At 41.2% G+C, this 18,647-nt stretch carries 17 protein-coding genes and 2 other annotated features; all 17 genes read left to right on the forward strand.

Annotated elements, in window-relative coordinates; all coding sequences use genetic code 11:
- Positions 1-75: 75 nt before the first annotated feature.
- Entirely contained in the window at positions 76-1,530 is a 1,455-nt protein-coding gene (gltX, locus tag CDZ88_RS15775) for a glutamate--tRNA ligase (RefSeq protein ID WP_100374422.1), read from the forward strand.
- Between the two features lie 9 nt (positions 1,531-1,539).
- Positions 1,540-1,774 (forward strand) — a binding site (T-box leader).
- A gap of 69 nt (positions 1,775-1,843) precedes the next feature.
- Complete coding sequence (gene cysE / locus CDZ88_RS15780; protein ID WP_100374423.1) at positions 1,844-2,506, forward strand: serine O-acetyltransferase; 663 nt, start codon at positions 1,844-1,846, stop codon at positions 2,504-2,506.
- Positions 2,507-2,541: 35 nt separating this feature from the next.
- Positions 2,542-3,939 (forward strand): cysteine--tRNA ligase, encoded by a 1,398-nt coding sequence (cysS, locus tag CDZ88_RS15785; RefSeq protein WP_100374424.1) that lies wholly within the window; start codon positions 2,542-2,544, stop codon positions 3,937-3,939.
- Position 3,940: 1 nt separating this feature from the next.
- A complete protein-coding gene (locus CDZ88_RS15790; protein ID WP_100374425.1) occupies positions 3,941-4,375 on the forward strand; it encodes a Mini-ribonuclease 3 in 435 nt (144 codons plus the stop codon).
- Positions 4,368-5,117, forward strand: a complete 750-nt coding sequence (gene rlmB / locus CDZ88_RS15795) for a 23S rRNA (guanosine(2251)-2'-O)-methyltransferase RlmB (RefSeq protein WP_100374426.1) — start codon at positions 4,368-4,370, stop codon at positions 5,115-5,117. The genes CDZ88_RS15790 and rlmB overlap by 8 nt, the downstream gene beginning before the upstream one ends.
- Positions 5,118-5,630 (forward strand): NYN domain-containing protein, encoded by a 513-nt coding sequence (locus CDZ88_RS15800; RefSeq protein ID WP_100374427.1) that lies wholly within the window; start codon positions 5,118-5,120, stop codon positions 5,628-5,630. It begins immediately after the preceding gene.
- 82 nt (positions 5,631-5,712) lie between these two features.
- Positions 5,713-6,363: an RNA polymerase sporulation sigma factor SigH gene (gene sigH, locus CDZ88_RS15805; protein ID WP_198507875.1), complete on the forward strand. Its 651-nt coding sequence runs from the start codon at positions 5,713-5,715 to the stop codon at positions 6,361-6,363.
- Between the two features lie 166 nt (positions 6,364-6,529).
- A complete protein-coding gene (gene rpmG, locus CDZ88_RS15810; protein ID WP_100374429.1) occupies positions 6,530-6,679 on the forward strand; it encodes a 50S ribosomal protein L33 in 150 nt (49 codons plus the stop codon).
- Between the two features lie 207 nt (positions 6,680-6,886).
- Positions 6,887-7,081: a preprotein translocase subunit SecE gene (secE, locus tag CDZ88_RS15815; protein WP_100374430.1), complete on the forward strand. Its 195-nt coding sequence runs from the start codon at positions 6,887-6,889 to the stop codon at positions 7,079-7,081.
- Between the two features lie 70 nt (positions 7,082-7,151).
- A complete protein-coding gene (gene nusG, locus CDZ88_RS15820; protein WP_100374431.1) occupies positions 7,152-7,685 on the forward strand; it encodes a transcription termination/antitermination protein NusG in 534 nt (177 codons plus the stop codon).
- Positions 7,686-7,842: 157 nt separating this feature from the next.
- On the forward strand, positions 7,843-8,268 hold the full coding sequence (rplK, locus tag CDZ88_RS15825) for a 50S ribosomal protein L11 (RefSeq protein WP_100374432.1): 426 nt from the start codon (positions 7,843-7,845) through the stop codon (positions 8,266-8,268).
- 121 nt (positions 8,269-8,389) lie between these two features.
- A complete protein-coding gene (rplA, locus tag CDZ88_RS15830; RefSeq protein ID WP_157796572.1) occupies positions 8,390-9,085 on the forward strand; it encodes a 50S ribosomal protein L1 in 696 nt (231 codons plus the stop codon).
- A 58-nt stretch (positions 9,086-9,143) separates the two neighbouring features.
- Positions 9,144-9,284, forward strand: a sequence feature (ribosomal protein L10 leader region).
- Positions 9,285-9,321: 37 nt separating this feature from the next.
- A complete protein-coding gene (rplJ, locus tag CDZ88_RS15835) occupies positions 9,322-9,819 on the forward strand; it encodes a 50S ribosomal protein L10 (protein WP_100374434.1) in 498 nt (165 codons plus the stop codon).
- 63 nt (positions 9,820-9,882) lie between these two features.
- Positions 9,883-10,245, forward strand: a complete 363-nt coding sequence (rplL, locus tag CDZ88_RS15840) for a 50S ribosomal protein L7/L12 (protein ID WP_100374435.1) — start codon at positions 9,883-9,885, stop codon at positions 10,243-10,245.
- Between the two features lie 130 nt (positions 10,246-10,375).
- On the forward strand, positions 10,376-10,987 hold the full coding sequence (locus CDZ88_RS15845) for a class I SAM-dependent methyltransferase (RefSeq protein ID WP_100374436.1): 612 nt from the start codon (positions 10,376-10,378) through the stop codon (positions 10,985-10,987).
- A gap of 344 nt (positions 10,988-11,331) precedes the next feature.
- Complete coding sequence (gene rpoB, locus CDZ88_RS15850; RefSeq protein WP_100374437.1) at positions 11,332-14,871, forward strand: DNA-directed RNA polymerase subunit beta; 3,540 nt, start codon at positions 11,332-11,334, stop codon at positions 14,869-14,871.
- A 143-nt stretch (positions 14,872-15,014) separates the two neighbouring features.
- Positions 15,015-18,638, forward strand: coding sequence for a DNA-directed RNA polymerase subunit beta' (rpoC, locus tag CDZ88_RS15855; protein ID WP_100374438.1), 3,624 nt, complete (start codon positions 15,015-15,017; stop codon positions 18,636-18,638).
- Positions 18,639-18,647 lie beyond the last annotated feature (9 nt).

Below are 18,647 nucleotides of genomic sequence, written 5' to 3' on the forward strand. Positions count from 1 at the left end.
AAAAGAATCGCACAGTAAAACTGGAACAATGCTACAATAAAAAGCATACTATTTTAGAAATGGATGGTGCAAGAAATGGGAAATGACGTTAGAGTTCGTTTCGCTCCAAGTCCAACGGGGCATTTACATATTGGTGGTGCCCGTTCGGCTTTATTTAATTATCTTTACGCAAAAAATCAAGGCGGAAAGTTTGTTCTTCGTATTGAGGATACAGACCAAGCGCGAAATGTAGATTCAGCGAAAGAAAAGCTTTTGGATAGCTTAAAATGGCTTGGTATTGAGTGGGATGAAAGCATAGATGTAGGTGGTGAATACGGACCTTATAGCTGTATGGAACGTATTGACCTGTATAAAGAGTATATTGAACAACTATTAAAAGAGGGCAAAGCATATTACTGTTACATGACTGAAAGTGAGTTAGAAGCAGAGCGAGAAGCTCAGATGGATCGCGGAGAAGTGCCGAAGTACAGTGGACGCGACCGTAACCTTACAGAAGAAGAGCGTAAGGCTTACGAAGAAAAAGGTCTAAAACCTGTTGTTCGTTTCCATGTCCCTACTGGCCAAGATATTGTTATTCATGATGCTGTCCGTGGCAAAGTGACATTCGAATCAGATGGGATTGGCGACTTCGTTATTGCAAGAAAAGACGGTGTACCAATGTACAATTTCGCTGTGACAATTGATGACCACCTAATGAAAATTTCACATGTTATCCGCGGGGAAGAGCATCTATCAAACACACCACGTCAAGTCATGCTTTATCAAGCATTCGGCTGGGATGTTCCAACGTTTGCTCATGCATCGCTTATTCTAAATCCAGATCGTCAAAAGATGAGTAAGCGTGATGAGTCAATTATTCAATTTGTTGAACAGTATAAAGAACTTGGTTATATGCCAGAGGCGCTTACTAACTTCTTAGCTCTACTTGGTTGGTCACCTGTTGAAGAAGAGGAGATCTTCACAATGGAAGAACTAGGCGAACAGTTCTCACTTGAACGTGTTTCAAAAGCACCGGCCGTATTTGATGCGGAAAAACTTGCTTGGATGAATAATCAGTACTTGAAAAAGGCAGATTTAGAAACGGTAGTGGATCTTTCCATTCCTCATCTAGTTAAAGCAGGTAGGTTGCCAGAAGATATGAATGAAGAGCGCCGTGAATGGGCAAAACGCTTGATTGGTCTATATCAAGAGCAGTTACAATATGGTGCAGAGATTGTGGAATTAACAGAGTTGTTCTTTAAGACAGAGATTGAGTATAATGAAGAGGCGAAAGCTGTTCTCGACGAAGAGCAAGTACCTGAAGTGTTAAAGCAATTCTTACATGAAATTGAGCAACTTCAAACATTTGATGCTGTGAATGTCAAAGGGGCAATCAAGGCAACTCAAAAGGCTACAGGTCAAAAGGGCAAAAAGCTCTTCATGCCGATTCGTGTGGCTACTACTGGTCAAACACATGGCCGAGATCTACCGGATTCTATTGAGTTACTTGGCAAGGCGGTCGTATCTGCTCGTCTGGAGCGCTTACTATAAATAAATATGTTGAACATGTTGAGAGGGAAAAGTAGAAGTTCAGTTTGTTTCCTAGAGAGAACCACCAAAGGCTGGAAGTGGTTTAAACAACTATCTTTGAACATGCACCCTTGAGTCTTTTTCCGAACTGCTAAGCATAGTAGGGAAAAGCGAGTGGCGTCGTTACACGCTATTTAAGATAGCGAAGACATCAGGTATTAGTCTTCACTAAAAACAGAGTGGAACCGCGCCATGCGCCTCTGTGCAATGATTGCACAGGGGCGCTTTTTATCGTTCTGCATGATATGGGGTTTCAAAAGGGGGAGAGGGAGCGATGAGAAAAATTATCAATACGCTGTTAAATGATATCGATGTGGTCTTTAGTCAAGACCCCGCAGCACGCAGTCGACTTGAAGTTATTTTTACGTATTCTGGTGTTCATGCCATATGGTCTCACCGGTTAGCCCATTGGATGTGGAAAAAGAAATTCTACTTTTTAGCGAGAGTACAGTCACAAATTAGTCGCTTTTTCACTGGAATTGAAATCCATCCTGGTGCTGTCATTGGTCAACGGTTGTTTATTGACCATGGAATGGGAGTCGTCATTGGTGAGACCTGTGAAATAGGAGATAATGTCACGATCTATCAAGGTGTGACGCTCGGTGGAACAGGAAAAGAAAAAGGAAAACGTCACCCTACTGTAGCCGATGGTGTTCTAATTGCTACGGGAGCAAAAGTGTTAGGATCATTTCTCATTGGAGAGAATGCTCGTATAGGTGCAGGATCTGTTGTACTAAAGCCTGTTCCAGCAAATTCTACGGTAGTAGGAATTCCTGGTCGAATTGTCGTTCAAGACGGGGTGAAAATATTAGATGGACTTGATCATCATCTTTTCCCAGATCCAATAGCCGATAAATTAAAAGAGCTAGAAGATGAAGTCAAGGAGTTACAGAGACGATTAAAGCAGCAAAGTAGTAAAGAAAATAATATGCATTAAACTAAGGATAATAGATCACTGAGGGAGTCGATCGTATGGCAATAAGACTATATAACAGTTTAACAAAACAAAAAGAAACATTTGTCCCGATAGAAGAAGGCAAAGTCAAGATGTATGTATGCGGTCCTACTGTTTATAATTACATTCATATTGGAAATGCTAGACCTCCGATTGTATATGATATGGTTAGACGCTACCTTGAATATCGTGGGTATGACGTGACGTTTATTTCAAACTTTACAGACGTAGACGACAAGATTATACGTGCAGCTCAAGAATTAGGAGAAGATGTTTTTGCTGTGGCTAATCGATTTATCGAGGAGTATCATAATGACACATGTGCACTAGGGGTAAAAAAAGCAGATAAGCATCCGCGTGTAACAGAGACGATTCCAGAGATTATTGACTTTGTGGTTAAACTTATTGAAAAAGATTATGCCTATGAAGCAAGCGGAGATGTATACTTTCGCACGAAGAAATTTGAAGGCTACGGAAAACTTTCTTCCCAGTCGATTGAGGACCTGCGCTCAGGTGCAAGGATTGAAGTAGACGTGCGTAAAGAAGACCCTCTTGACTTTGTTTTATGGAAAGCGGCTAAGCCTGGAGAAGTTTCGTGGGAGAGCCCATGGGGAGAGGGCCGTCCTGGGTGGCATATCGAATGTTCAGCGATGGTGAAGAAATATTTAGGAGATACGATTGATATTCATGCAGGTGGAAAAGATTTATCGTTTCCTCACCATGAAAATGAAATTGCTCAATCAGAGGCATTAACAGGAAAAACGATGGCAAATTATTGGATGCATAACGGGTTTATTAACATTAACAATGAAAAAATGTCGAAATCACTCGGAAATTTTGTTTTGGCACATGATATCATTCGACAGCATTCTGCAGAAGTCGTGCGCTTTTTCATGCTGACGGCACATTATCGGAGTCCGATTAATTTCAGTGATGAATTGCTTGAAGGAGCAAAAAATGGATTAGAGAGATTACGTACAGTTGTGGCAAGTCTCGAACATCGCCTACAAGAGTCAGCGGGCTACGGGGAGAAACAAGAATGGACAGAAAAAATTGAACAATTTAAAGAAACGTTCATCAAAGAAATGGATGATGATTTCAATAGTGCTAACGGTATTGCCGTTATGTTTGATTTGACGAAGGAAGCAAACCGATACTTACGTGAAGAACAAACGTCCAAAGAAGTTTTGAAACTATTCATTGATCTATTTGATGAGCTTTCAGGGGTGCTCGGGATTGAACTAAGAGAACAAGTTGAGCTATTAGATGAACAGATCGAAGCCCTGATTACAGAACGTAATGACTCACGTAAAAACAAGAATTTCCAAAGAGCAGATGAGATTCGTGATCAACTGAAAGAGCAAGGAATCTTGTTAGAAGACACGGCACAAGGTGTTCGCTGGAAGCGAGGTTAAGATGAAATTAATAGAACCAAATACGGACCTCACCCAGCTCAATGCGCTAGCCTTAGCGTATATGGGTGACTCCGTTTTAGATATGTATGTTCGATATTATCTCATTGCCCAAGGAAAAGTACGCCCGAACCGTCTCCATATGGAGGCAACCCGGTTTGTATCAGCGAAAGCGCAGGCAAAGGTTGTTTATGTATTGTTAGATGAAGGCTTTCTAACAGAAGAAGAAGGCGCTGTTCTAAAGCGAGGTCGAAACGCAAAGTCGGGCTCAATACCAAAAAATACAGATGCAAATACGTATCGCTATTCTACGGGATTTGAGGCAGTACTGGGCTTTTTATACTTGCAAAATCGGACAAGCAGATTAGATGAACTAATGGAGAAAGTGGTTTCAATTATTGATGGTCATATGGAGAAAGGGGAGTTAGAACGTGGGTAAAGAATTTATTTTAGGAAAGAATCCAGTTATTGAGGCTCTTCGCGCAGGACATACAATTAATAAGATATGGATCGCCGAAGGTTCGCAAAAAGGTCAAATGACAAAGCTTATTGAGCTAGCTAAGGAACAAGGAGTCTTGATCCAAAATGCACCGAAAAAGAAGTTAGAGCAATTAGTAGATAGCTCAAATCATCAAGGTGTCGTGGCATCAATCGCGGCGTATGAATATGCGGAAATGGATGATTTATTTAAGGTAGCGAAAGAGAGAGGGGAGGAACCATTCTTCTTAATTTTGGATGAACTAGAAGACCCTCATAATCTAGGTTCCATCATGCGTACAGCTGATGCAGCAGGAGCACACGGTATTATCATTCCGAAAAGGCGTGCAGTCGGCCTCACGCAAACAGTGGCAAAAGCATCAACTGGTGCTATTGAGTATATTCCAGTTGTACGAGTCACAAATATTGCCCGCACAATGGACGACTTGAAAAAGAAAGGCTTATGGTTTGCTGGAACAGACGCCAGCGGAAAAGAAGATTATCGCCAAGCCTCATTTGATATGCCAATCGGTCTTGTAATTGGAAGTGAAGGTAAGGGGATTAGCCGTCTAATTAAAGAGAAATGTGATTTCTTGATTCAGATCCCAATGGTCGGCAAGGTAACGTCACTTAACGCTTCGGTCGCGGCGAGCCTCTTGATGTATGAAGTGTACCGTAATCGTTATCCGTTAGGAAAAAAGTAAATGAAAGATATCCTCCTTGTTGATGGGTATAACATGATAGGGGCATGGCCGGAGTTACGCGATTTAAAAGATCGCGACCTCTCTCTGGCTCGTGACCGTCTCGTTGAACGTATGGCAGAATATCAAGCGTATACAGGCAATAAAGTGATAGTCGTTTTTGATGCTCACTTTGTTGCTGGGATTGGTAAGCTTTATCATAATTACCGAGTCGATGTAATGTATACAAGAGAAAGCGAAACAGCTGATGAACGGATTGAGAGACTAGTCTTGGAGTTAAAGCGAATCGATACAAGAATTCATGTCGCGACATCGGACTTTACGGAGCAATCTTTGATCTTTGGAAGTGGAGCATTGAGGAAGTCTGCTAGAGAGTTATTAATTGAACTCGAAGTGGCAAATAAGGGTATTAAAAAAAGTGTCGAATCGATAAAAAATAAACGAAATTCGACAAAGCTACCTTTAAATGATGAAATGATTGAAATTTTTGAAAGATGGCGTCGAGGTGAGCAATGACAGGTTGACCAGCTGGAAATCTGTGCTATATAATATTCCTATAATTTGGACAACATCTAAGGTCGGGGGGATTGTCGTGCACATGGACCTTCAAGAAACGAAATCAACACTTAGTTTTGATCAATTGGCAGACGATGTTTTAGTAGAGTATGTACGTAGTGGAGATACGAGAGCCCTTGAGTTTCTGATCAATAAGTACAAGAATTTTGTACGCGCAAAAGCACGCTCTTATTTTTTGATAGGGGCAGATCACGAAGACATTGTTCAAGAAGGAATGATCGGACTTTATAAAGCGGTCCGTGATTTTAACGGGGAAAAACTTGCGTCCTTTAAGGCTTTTGCTGAACTATGCATTACCCGTCAAATTATCACGGCAATTAAGACCGCTACAAGACAGAAACATATTCCGCTTAATTCTTATGTTTCTTTAGACAAACCAATTTATGACGAAGAATCAGACCGCACTTTAATGGATGTTATTAGTGGGACAAAAGTGACTAATCCTGAAGATCTACTGATCAATCAGGAAGAATTTGAAGATATTGAACTTAAAATGGGTGAGATTCTTAGTGAACTAGAACGGCAAGTGCTCATGTTGTATTTAGATGGCAGATCCTATCAAGAAATCTCTGTTGATTTAAATCGTCACGTGAAATCGATTGATAATGCCTTGCAACGAGTGAAGCGTAAACTAGAGAGGTATGTAGAATTAAAGGGTATCACGTTAGCGTAATGACTAACGATTGATTAATAGTCTACTTTCATTTAGGAATGAGGTGGGCTATTTTTCTTAGTAAAAACAGGGAAGTAAGTGAATTGGAATCATTAGAAGCAATTGACACCTTATGGTTGCTATGCTACAGTGGATGGGTGTGTATGTAGGTTCACGGAGGTGCTTAATGCGTAATAAAGTAGTACAAGCTTGTGAGATTTGTCATTCTAGAAACTATTCAACTGAAAAGAATAAACTCACTCACGTTCATCGCATTGAGGTGAAGAAGTTTTGTAAGCATTGTAATGAGCACACTCTTCATCGTGAAACCAAATAATACAGGTAGAGCGGTTCTTTTTTTGGCCTTTTTACCCTATTATGGCAATAGAGCTAAAGAAAAACACTTTTCGATATGAAGTGATGGAAGTCCAAGCTTTACCTATGGATGTTATGTTCATTTGTTATTATTTATGCTTATCGTAAGTAATTTCGGAATAGATGTGCAGTTGTTTGTCTATATTGATTGGTGCTGGAGGTGTCTGCTGTGGCTAGCGGCGAAAGGAACATTGGAAGGTTTTTGAAAGATGTCGTACAAGAGATGAAACGTGTATCGTGGCCTACTAGAAAAGAATTAACTCGTTATACTTGGATTGTTCTTGGGACGGTTGCGTTTATTACTGTTTTCTTTGCAATTGTAGACTATGGAATCTCATCGATTGTTCGCGTATTACTCGGATAATTAGAGGTTAACCGTCTTAGATTGACAATGGTTTAAAGAAGGAGGGAAGGACAAAACCGTCCTAGTAAGCATGGAAAAAAATTGGTATGTTGTTCACACGTACTCAGGATATGAGAACAAAGTAAAAGCTAACTTGGAAAAGCGTGTTGAGTCGATGGACATGGCTGACAAGATTTTCCGCGTTCTTGTTCCTGTTGAAGAAGAAACTGAAGTGAAAAACGGAAAAACAAAACAAGTAATAAAGAAGGTTTTTCCTGGTTATGTCATTGTTGAGATGGTCATGACGGATGATTCGTGGTATGTTGTACGTAACACACCAGGTGTCACTGGTTTTGTTGGTTCGTCTGGTGCAGGTTCTAAACCGACAGCGCTATTGCCGGAAGAGGTAGAAGCGATCTTGAAGCAAATGGGTGTAACTGAGCCTAAAGCTGAGCTTGACTTTGATTTGAAAGAATCAGTGAAAGTTAAAGAAGGTCCGTTTGCTAACTTTATCGGGTCGATTGAAGAAATTTATATGGAAAAGCAAAAAGTTAAAGTTCATGTAAATATGTTTGGTCGAGAGACGCCTGTTGAGCTAGATTTTGATCAAGTTGAAAAGATTTAACGAAAAAACTTGAAACTTTCTGCTGAAGGTGATAAAATCTTCATGTTTCATCATGTTTTTTCTACATGAACCATCGGGTGCATGAGTGCATCCGTTTTTTGAGTGGGAGGGTGCAGACACCCGGATAACCACATCACGGACTAAGGAGGTGTGTCACGTGGCTAAAAAGGTAATTAAAATGGTTAAATTGCAAATTCCTGCTGGTAAAGCTAATCCAGCGCCACCAGTTGGTCCTGCATTAGGTCAAGCAGGTGTTAATATTATGGGATTCTGTAAAGAATTTAACGCTCGTACTTCAGATCAAGCTGGTCTTATCATTCCAGTAGAAATCACAGTATTTGAAGATCGTTCGTTTACATTCATCACTAAAACTCCACCCGCTGCTGTTCTTCTTAAGAAAGCTGCTGGGATTGAGTCAGGTTCTGGTGAGCCTAACGTTAAAAAAGTTGCAACTGTTAAGCGTGATAAAGTGCGCGAAATTGCTGAGACTAAAATGCCAGATTTAAACGCAGCTGACGTTGAAGCAGCTATGCGTATGGTTGAAGGTACTGCACGTAGCATGGGTATCGTAATTGAAGACTAATAAGTAACATTGTTTTATGGAGGTTGCGATGAGGAAACCCCTCTTTACCTAGTTTCTAGGTTCGCAACCTTTAATAGTGGGAGGTATTACCGCTAAAACCACATTCGAGGAGGAAATTAACATGGCTAAAAAAGGTAAAAAATATCAAGATGCTGTGAAGCTTGTAGACCGTGATGCGGCATACGTAGCTGAAGAAGCTATTGAACTTGTTAAAAAAACCGCTACAGCTAAATTCGACGAAACGGTTGAAGTTGCTGTACGTCTAGGTGTTGACCCTAAGAAAGCAGACCAACAAATTCGTGGGGCTGTCGTTCTACCAAATGGTACGGGTAAAACACAACGTGTTCTTGTATTTGCAAAAGGTGAAAAAGCAAAAGAAGCTGAAGCTGCTGGTGCTGACTATGTAGGAGAAGAAGATTTCATCAATAAGATCAGCCAAGGTTGGTTTGACTTTGATGTAATCGTAGCTACACCTGACATGATGGCGCAAGTTGGTAAACTTGGTCGCGTACTTGGACCAAAAGGCTTAATGCCAAACCCTAAAACTGGTACAGTAACATTTGATGTACAAAAAGCTGTTAATGAAATCAAAGCTGGTAAAGTAGAATACCGCGTTGATAAAGCTGGCAACATCCACGTACCAATTGGTAAAGTTTCGTTTGAAACAGAGAAACTTGTTGAAAACTTCTCAACAATTATCGAAACAGTAATGAAAGCTAAGCCTGCTGCTGCTAAAGGAACATACGTTAAGAATGTTGCTGTAGCTTCAACAATGGGACCTGGCGTTCGTGTTAATGCTTCATCAATGACGAAGTAATTATTGACAGTTGGTAAAAGTTGAATTATACTCTTAGGAGTGCTTTCGCACAATTAAGATCAAAACGAACATCATACCGTAGACAGTAGGTGCCTTGTTGCTTAATTTCCTACCGAGGTAAGCTATAGATTCAGTGTTACTATAACAACTGACATCAATATGCCCTCATGTCTACATGGGGGCATTTTTATATCGCTTCTTAAACGGTATGGTATAAAACCATGGGAGGTGTAAGGATGAGCGTACTAGAACAAAAGAAACAAATCGTATCTGATATCGCTGATAAGTTACGTGATAATAAAGCGACAGTAGTAGTTAATTATCGTGGACTTAACGTTGCTGAAGTGACTGAACTTCGTAAGCAACTTCGTGAAGCGGGTATTGAATTTAAAGTTTACAAGAACTCTTTAACTCGTCGTGCGGCTGATGCAGCTGAACTTTCTGAGTTGAACGAAAGTCTTGTTGGACCGAATGCTGTTGCTTTTAGTGCTGAGGATGTTATTGCTCCTGCTAAGGTGCTTAACGACTTCGCTAAGAAGCATGAAGCTCTTGAAATTAAAGCTGGTGTTATTGAAGGACGAGTTGCTACGGTTGAAGAAATCAAAGCTCTTGCTGAACTACCATCACGCGAAGGTCTACTTTCTATGCTTGCAAACGTACTTCAAGCTCCAGTTCGTGGATTGGCAATTGCTACAAAAGCTGTTGCGGACCAAAAAGAAGAGCAAGGTGCGTAAGTTAACGCATCTCGCACAGTAAAACAAAACAAAACTAAACTTATTTAATAGGAGGATTTTAAAATGACTAAAGAACAAATCATTGAAGCGGTTAAAGAAATGACTGTTTTAGAACTTAACGACCTTGTTAAAGCTATCGAAGAAGAATTTGGTGTATCTGCTGCTGCTCCTGTAGCTGTAGCTGCTGCTGGTGGCGACGGTGCCGCTGCTGAGCAAACTGAATTTGACGTAATCCTTACATCAGCTGGTGGATCTAAAATCAGCGTAATCAAAGCTGTACGTGAGATCACTGGTCTTGGACTTAAAGAAGCAAAAGCAGTTGTTGATGGTGCTCCAGCTCCAATCAAAGAAGGCGTAACTAAAGAAGAAGCTGAAGAAATGAAAGCTAAGCTTGAAGAGGCTGGCGCTTCTGTAGAAGTTAAGTAATAACTCTTTATATAAAAGACTCGCGTCTCTGCGGGTCTTTTTTATTATGAGAGAATCGTTATGAATGTGTAATGACACGTCGATACTATAAATAAAGAGAAGAATGCATATAAGGGAGGTCGTAAGAGACGTGACTGGGCATTATTATTCAAAAGACCCCGATGTAAAAAGTGATGAACGTTCATGGTCATTTGAACTTCGGCAAAAAACTTTTACATTTATATCAGACCGAGGGGTATTTTCAAAAAAAGAAATTGATTTTGGTAGTCGCCTGCTTATCGAGTCATTTGTAATGCCTCAAATTTCAGGGCCGCTATTAGACGTAGGTTGCGGTTATGGACCAATTGGTATAACTGTGGCATCGATTGAAGGAAATCGAGAAGTTCATATGGTTGATGTTAATGAACGCGCCCTTGATTTAGCGAAGAAAAACGCGACAGCCAATCAGGTGACCAATGTACAAGTGTATCAAAGTGATCGTTTGAGCGAAGTTCACCTCCAGAATTTTGCAGCTATCCTCACGAACCCACCTATTAGAGCGGGCAAGCAAGTGGTTCATGATATTTTCGAACAAGCTTATGATCATTTAGTAAAAGGTGGAGAGTTATGGGTCGTGATTCAGAAAAAGCAAGGCGCGCCTTCAGCATTGGAAAAAATAAAGGCTATCTATGGAAACGTAGAAGTAGTGAACAAGAAAAAGGGCTACTTAATTTTATGTGCGAAAAAAATTGACTCAGTTTAGACATTGTGGTATTGTTATTTAATGCGTATAACTACCTATTTTTCGTGCTGTCATTTTTTTATTTCTGTATAGTACTGGGGAAATATGGTTATACTAGTATAATCGAACGAATGAGTGGAAATGTGGTTTTTTAGTGGAAACCATTTTTTCTTTTTGTACGTGATGGCTATGTCAGGATTTAAATGTTTTAAGCTTGTTTTGTGATGCGACTAGCATGACAAGCAGGTGTGCACGCAATCTATAAAAATGTTCAATCTATAAACTCTTCTTTTATTATATAGGGAGCGGTACATAGGACAGATCATTTTTAGATACTATAACGCGAGATTTGAGGGGTGAATCAGTTGACAGGTCAACTTGTTCAGTATGGACGCCACCGCCAACGTAGAAGCTATGCAAGAATTAATGAAGTGTTGGAGTTGCCAAACTTAATTGAGATTCAAACAGCTTCTTATCAATGGTTTCTTGATGAGGGACTGAGAGAAATGTTCCAAGACATTTCCCCAATTCAAGACTTCACAGGGAATTTAGTTTTAGAGTTTATTGATTATAGTCTTGGGGAGCCGAAATATCCAGTCGATGAATCAAAAGAGCGTGACGTAACGTACGCTGCTCCTTTACGCGTTAAGGTCCGTCTGATTAATAAAGAGACAGGCGAAGTAAAGGAACAAGAAGTATTCATGGGTGATTTCCCATTGATGACAGAGACGGGTACATTCGTAATCAACGGAGCTGAGCGTGTCATTGTATCTCAGCTAGTTCGTTCGCCGAGTGTGTATTATAGTCAAAAGACTGATAAGAATGGGAAGAAAGGATTCACCGCTACTGTTATTCCAAACCGCGGAGCATGGTTGGAACTTGAGACCGATGCAAAGGACATTGTTTATGTCCGTATCGACCGCACAAGAAAGATTCCAGTGACGGTTCTTTTGCGTGCTTTAGGGTTTGGTTCTGATCAAGAGATCATTGATCTATTAGGTGAGGATGAGTATCTTCGTAACTCACTAGAAAAAGATAACACAGATAGTACGGAGAAGGCATTATTAGAAATCTATGAGCGTCTTCGTCCTGGTGAACCACCAACAGTTGAAAATGCGAAAAGTCTACTTGATTCTCGCTTCTTTGATCCGAAGCGTTATGACTTAGCGAATGTTGGTCGTTACAAACTCAATAAAAAGCTTCATATTAAAAACCGTTTATTTAATCAACGTTTAGCAGAAACGCTAGTTGATCCTGAGACGGGTGAAGTGATTGCTGAAGAAGGTACGGTGTTAGATCGTCGTACGCTTGATCGCATCCTTCCTAATCTAGAAAATAATATTGGATTCCGTACTGCTCATGCATCTGGAGGAGTAGTGGATGATAGTGAAATTAACCTACAATCTATTAAGATCTATGCACCAGATGATCAAGAGGGTGAGCAAGTAATCCGTATCATCGGTAATGGACTTGTAGAGCGTGAGGTTAAGCACATCACGACATCTGATATTCTTGCATCTATTAACTACTTCTTTAACTTGTTACATGGTGTAGGTGATACAGATGATATCGATCACTTAGGTAACCGTCGTCTACGTTCTGTAGGGGAGTTACTTCAAAACCAATTCCGTATCGGTTTATCTCGTATGGAGCGTGTGGTTCGTGAGCGTATGTCTATTCAAGATCCGAATATGATTACACCACAAGCGCTAATCAATATTCGTCCAGTAATTGCATCAATTAAAGAGTTCTTTGGTAGCTCTCAGTTATCTCAGTTCATGGATCAAACGAATCCGCTTGCTGAGTTAACGCATAAGCGTCGTCTATCAGCATTAGGACCCGGTGGTTTAACACGTGAGCGTGCAGGCTTTGAAGTACGTGACGTTCATTACTCCCATTACGGTCGTATGTGTCCGATCGAAACGCCTGAGGGACCGAACATTGGACTAATTAACTCCTTATCTTCCTATGCGAAGGTCAATGAATTCGGCTTTATGGAAACTCCATACCGTCGTGTTGATCCAGAGACAGGGAAAGTAACAGCACAAATCGATTACTTAACGGCAGATGAAGAGGATAACTATGTTGTCGCTCAAGCAAATGCACGTCTTAAAGATGATGGATCGTTTGTAAATGATAATATCATTGCTCGTTTCCGTGGAGAGAACACGGTTGTTCCACGTGAACGTTTAGATTATATGGATGTCTCGCCTAAGCAAGTTGTTTCTGCTGCGACATCGTGTATTCCTTTCTTAGAAAATGATGACTCCAACCGTGCCCTAATGGGAGCGAACATGCAACGTCAAGCCGTGCCACTTCTTATTCCAGAAGCGCCGCTTGTCGGGACAGGTATGGAGCATGTATCAGCTAGAGACTCTGGGGCTGCAATTGTTTCAAAGAACCCGGGGGTTGTAGAACGTGTAACGGCAAAAGAAATTTTCGTTCGTCGTTATGAAGATGTAGACGGAAAGCAAGTTAAGGGTGACCTTGATAAGTATCGTCTACAGAAATTCATCCGTTCTAACCAAGGTACAAGCTATAACCAACGTCCGATCGTGGCTGAAGGGGATGTCGTTGAAAACCGTGAAATCCTTGCTGATGGTCCATCGATGGAACAAGGTGAAATGGCTCTTGGACGTAACGTTCTTGTTGGTTTCATGACATGGGATGGTTACAACTATGAGGATGCGATCATTTTAAGTGAGCGCCTTGTAAAAGACGACGTTTATACTTCTATTCATATTGAAGAGTATGAGTCAGAAGCTCGTGATACAAAACTTGGACCTGAAGAGATCACTCGCGATATCCCGAACGTTGGGGAGGATGCGTTAAAGAATCTTAATGAACGTGGAATTATTCGCGTCGGGGCTGAAGTAAAAGATGGCGATATTTTAGTTGGTAAAGTAACACCAAAAGGGGTTACAGAATTAACAGCGGAAGAGCGCCTTTTACACGCAATCTTTGGTGAAAAAGCTCGTGAAGTTCGTGATACATCTCTTCGTGCACCGCATGGTGGAGACGGAATCGTACTTGATGTAAAAATCTTCAATCGTGAAGATGGCGATGAGCTACCTCCTGGTGTGAATCAGCTAGTACGTGTTTACATCGTACAAAAGCGTAAAATCAACCAAGGGGATAAAATGGCCGGTCGTCACGGAAATAAAGGTGTTATCTCACGTATCCTGCCTGAAGAGGATATGCCATTCCTTCCAGACGGAACACCGATTGATATCATGTTAAACCCATTAGGGGTACCATCTCGTATGAACATCGGACAGGTGCTTGAGCTACACTTAGGTATGGCTGCACGTAAACTTGGCATCCACGTTGCGTCTCCTGTATTTGACGGAGCGAACGAGGAAGATGTTTGGGGTACACTTGCTGAAGCCGGCATGGCGCGTGACGGTAAGACGGTTCTTTATGATGGACGTTCTGGTGAGCCATTTGACAACCGAGTATCAGTTGGAATCATGTATATGATCAAACTTGCTCACATGGTTGACGATAAGCTACATGCTCGTTCAACTGGACCGTATTCACTTGTTACACAGCAACCTCTAGGTGGTAAAGCGCAATTTGGTGGACAGCGTTTCGGTGAGATGGAAGTATGGGCACTTGAAGCATACGGTGCTGCTTACACATTGCAAGAGATCTTAACAGTGAAGTCCGATGATGTTGTCGGACGTGTGAAGACCTACGAAGCGATTGTCAAAGGTGAAAATGTACCTGAGCCAGGTGTGCCAGAGTCATTTAAAGTATTAATCAAAGAGCTTCAATCACTAGGTATGGATGTGAAAATGCTCTCAATCAACGAAGAAGAGATTGAAATGAGAGAGCTTGATGAAGATGAAAAAGCTTCTGAAAAACTCAATCTAAATATTGAGTCGAGTGAATCAAACGTATAAGAATGAAAGCAATAGGTGGGAGCTAGATGTACTAGTTCCCCTGTTGCTGTCTGAACTTCTTTTAGATATGAACAAAGAGAATATAGAGAACGGACAATTTGCGTGTTTGATAAGACATGGAAATCAAAAGGGAGGTTGGCCCCTTGATAGATGTAAATAATTTCGAGTATATGAAAATTGGACTTGCTTCACCAAACAAGATTCGTTCTTGGTCAAGAGGAGAAGTCAAGAAGCCAGAAACGATTAACTATCGTACATTAAAACCTGAAAAAGACGGTTTGTTCTGTGAGCGTATTTTCGGACCTCAAAAGGACTGGGAATGTCATTGTGGAAAATACAAGCGCGTTCGTTATAAGGGTGTTGTTTGTGATCGTTGTGGAGTAGAGGTTACACGTGCTAAGGTACGTCGTGAACGTATGGGGCACATTGAACTTGCTGCGCCTGTCTCACATATCTGGTACTTCAAAGGAATTCCGAGCCGTATGGGTCTTGTACTTGATATGTCTCCACGTTCACTGGAAGAAGTCATTTATTTCGCTTCATATGTAGTGACAGACGCTGGTGAAACGCCTCTTGAGAGAAAGCAATTACTTTCAGAAAAAGAATACCGCACATACCGTGATAAATACGGTCGTTCTTTCACAGCGCAAATGGGTGCAGAAGCCATTCGCAAACTGTTAGCTGACATTGATCTTGAAAAAGAGGTTGAAGGCCTAAAAGAAGAATTAATCACTGCTCAAGGGCAACGTCGTACTCGTGCGATCAAGCGCTTAGAAGTTCTTGAAGCATTCCGTAACTCTGGAAATGAGCCATCGTGGATGGTCCTCGATGTGTTACCGGTTATTCCACCAGAATTACGCCCAATGGTTCAACTTGATGGTGGGCGATTTGCAACATCTGATTTAAATGACTTATATCGTCGAGTAATTAACCGCAACAATCGTTTGAAGCGTCTATTAGATTTAGGTGCTCCAAACATCATTGTTCAAAATGAGAAACGTATGCTCCAAGAAGCAGTAGATGCATTGATTGATAATGGTCGTCGTGGTCGTCCGGTAACGGGTCCAGGTAACCGTCCATTGAAATCACTTTCGCATATGCTAAAAGGTAAGCAAGGACGTTTTCGTCAAAACTTACTTGGTAAGCGTGTTGACTACTCTGGTCGTTCGGTTATCGTAGTTGGTCCGAACTTGAAGATGTATCAATGTGGACTACCAAAAGAAATGGCACTAGAACTTTTCAAACCTTTTGTTATGAAAGAGCTTGTAAGTAAAGGTCTTGCTCATAACATTAAGAGTGCAAAGCGTAAAGTTGAACGTGTTCAACCAGAGGTGTGGGATGTACTTGAAGAAGTAATCCGTGAGCATCCTGTTCTATTGAACCGTGCACCTACACTTCACCGTCTAGGTATCCAAGCGTTTGAGCCAACACTTGTTGAAGGTCGTGCGATCAAACTTCACCCACTCGTATGTACAGCTTATAACGCTGACTTTGATGGTGACCAAATGGCTGTTCACGTACCTTTATCAGCAGAGGCACAAGCAGAAGCGCGTATTCTTATGCTTGCAGCTCAAAACATCTTGAACCCGAAAGATGGTAAGCCGGTTGTTACTCCGTCCCAAGATATGGTATTAGGTAACTACTACTTAACAATGGAACGTGAGGATGCGAAAGGTACAGGGGCGATCTTTAAGGATACAAATGAAGCACTACTTGCATATCAAAATGGTTTTGTGCATCTTCATACACGTGTCGCAGTTCCTGTTGCTTCACTTAAGAAGCCGACATTTACAGAAGATCAACAAGATAAATTATTGTTGACAACCGTCGGTAAATTGATCTTTAATGAGATTTTACCGCAGACATTCCCTTACATTAATGAGCCTTCGACAGTGAACTTAGAAGTAGAAACGCCTTCTAAATACATTGTTCCAAGCACAACAGATGTGACGAAACACTTTGCTGAAAGTGAAGTTGTTACACCATTTAAGAAAGGCTTCTTAGGAAACATCATCGCTGAAGTATTCAAGAAGTTTAAAATTACAGAAACATCTAAGATGCTCGATCGCATGAAGGATCTTGGATTTAAACACTCAACAAGAGCAGGTATTACAGTTGGGGTAGCTGATATCGTAGTACTTGCCGAGAAGAAAGAAATTCTTGCGAAAGCTGAAGATAAAGTTGAGAAGATACTGAAACAATTCCGCCGTGGTTTAATCACAGAGGAAGAGCGTTATGACCGAGTCATCTCTGTCTGGAGTGAAGCAAAGGATATCATCCAAAATAAATTAATGGGTACGCTTGATAAGCATAACCCAATCTTCATGATGAGCGACTCTGGTGCCCGTGGTAACGCATCTAACTTTACGCAACTAGCTGGTATGCGTGGTTTAATGGCCAATCCGTCTGGTCGTATCATCGAGCTTCCGATCAAATCAAGCTTCCGTGAAGGTTTAACGGTACTCGAGTACTTTATCTCTACACATGGTGCGCGTAAAGGTCTTGCTGATACGGCCCTAAAGACTGCCGATTCAGGTTACCTGACTCGTCGTCTTGTAGATGTAGCTCAAGATGTTATCGTACGTGAAACAGATTGTGGAACGGATCGTGGTCTTGAAGTAGCGGCTATTAAAGAAGGAAACGAAATTATTGAAGGTTTGTATGACCGTCTTGTCGGTCGTGTAGCGTTCAAAACACTTCGTCGTCCTGGCACTAAAGACGTATTAATTAAGAAAAACGAGCTAATTACAGAAGATATTGCGAAGATTATCATTGATGCTGGTGTAGAAGAAATGACGATTCGCTCGGTCTTTACATGTAACACTCGTCACGGTGTATGTAAGCAATGTTACGGACGCAACTTGGCAACAGGAAGCGATGTTGAAGTTGGAGAAGCAGTTGGTATCATCGCCGCGCAATCGATCGGTGAACCAGGAACTCAGCTTACAATGCGTACATTCCATACAGGCGGGGTAGCAGGAGACGATATTACTCAAGGTCTTCCGCGTATCCAGGAGTTATTTGAAGCACGTAACCCGAAAGGTCAAGCAACGATCTCTGAAATTGAAGGGGAAGTAATCGACTTCAAGGAAGGTGACAAGCGCGAGGTAACAGTTCGTAGTGAAATGGAAACGAAGAGCTACGCAATTCCTTACGGATCTAGAATTAAAGTTAGTGTTGGCGATCATGTGAAATCTGGTGAAAGCTTAACAGAGGGTTCCATTGATCCGAAAGAACTTCTTAAAGTTCGCGGAATGAATGGAGTACAAGAATATCTATTACGTGAAGTACAAAAAGTATACCGTATGCAAGGGGTAGAAATTGGTGATAAGCACGTAGAGGTAATGGTGCGTCAGATGTTACGTAAGATTCGTGTTGTTGATGCAGGTGAAACAAGCGTATTGCCTGGATCACTAATCGAAATTCAACACTTTAATGATGAGAATGCGAAAGTTTTACGAATAGGCAAACGTCCTGCTACGGGTAGACCAGTATTACTCGGTATTACGAAAGCCTCTCTTGAAACAGATTCATTCCTGTCTGCCGCGTCATTCCAAGAAACAACTAGAGTTCTAACTGATGCAGCAATTAAAGGAAAACGTGATGAATTACTTGGGTTGAAAGAAAATGTTATCATTGGTAAGCTAGTTCCTGCTGGTACAGGTATGAACCGCTACCGTCACTTAAACATAATTTCTACTCATGACGACAACCAAAAGGATGCTTCGAATAAAGCTGTATTAGCGGAAGTCGGAACACATGAATAAAAACTATTC

Source organism: Bacillus sp. FJAT-45037 (assembly GCF_002797325.1).
Classification (GTDB): domain Bacteria; phylum Bacillota; class Bacilli; order Bacillales; family Bacillaceae_D; genus Alkalihalophilus.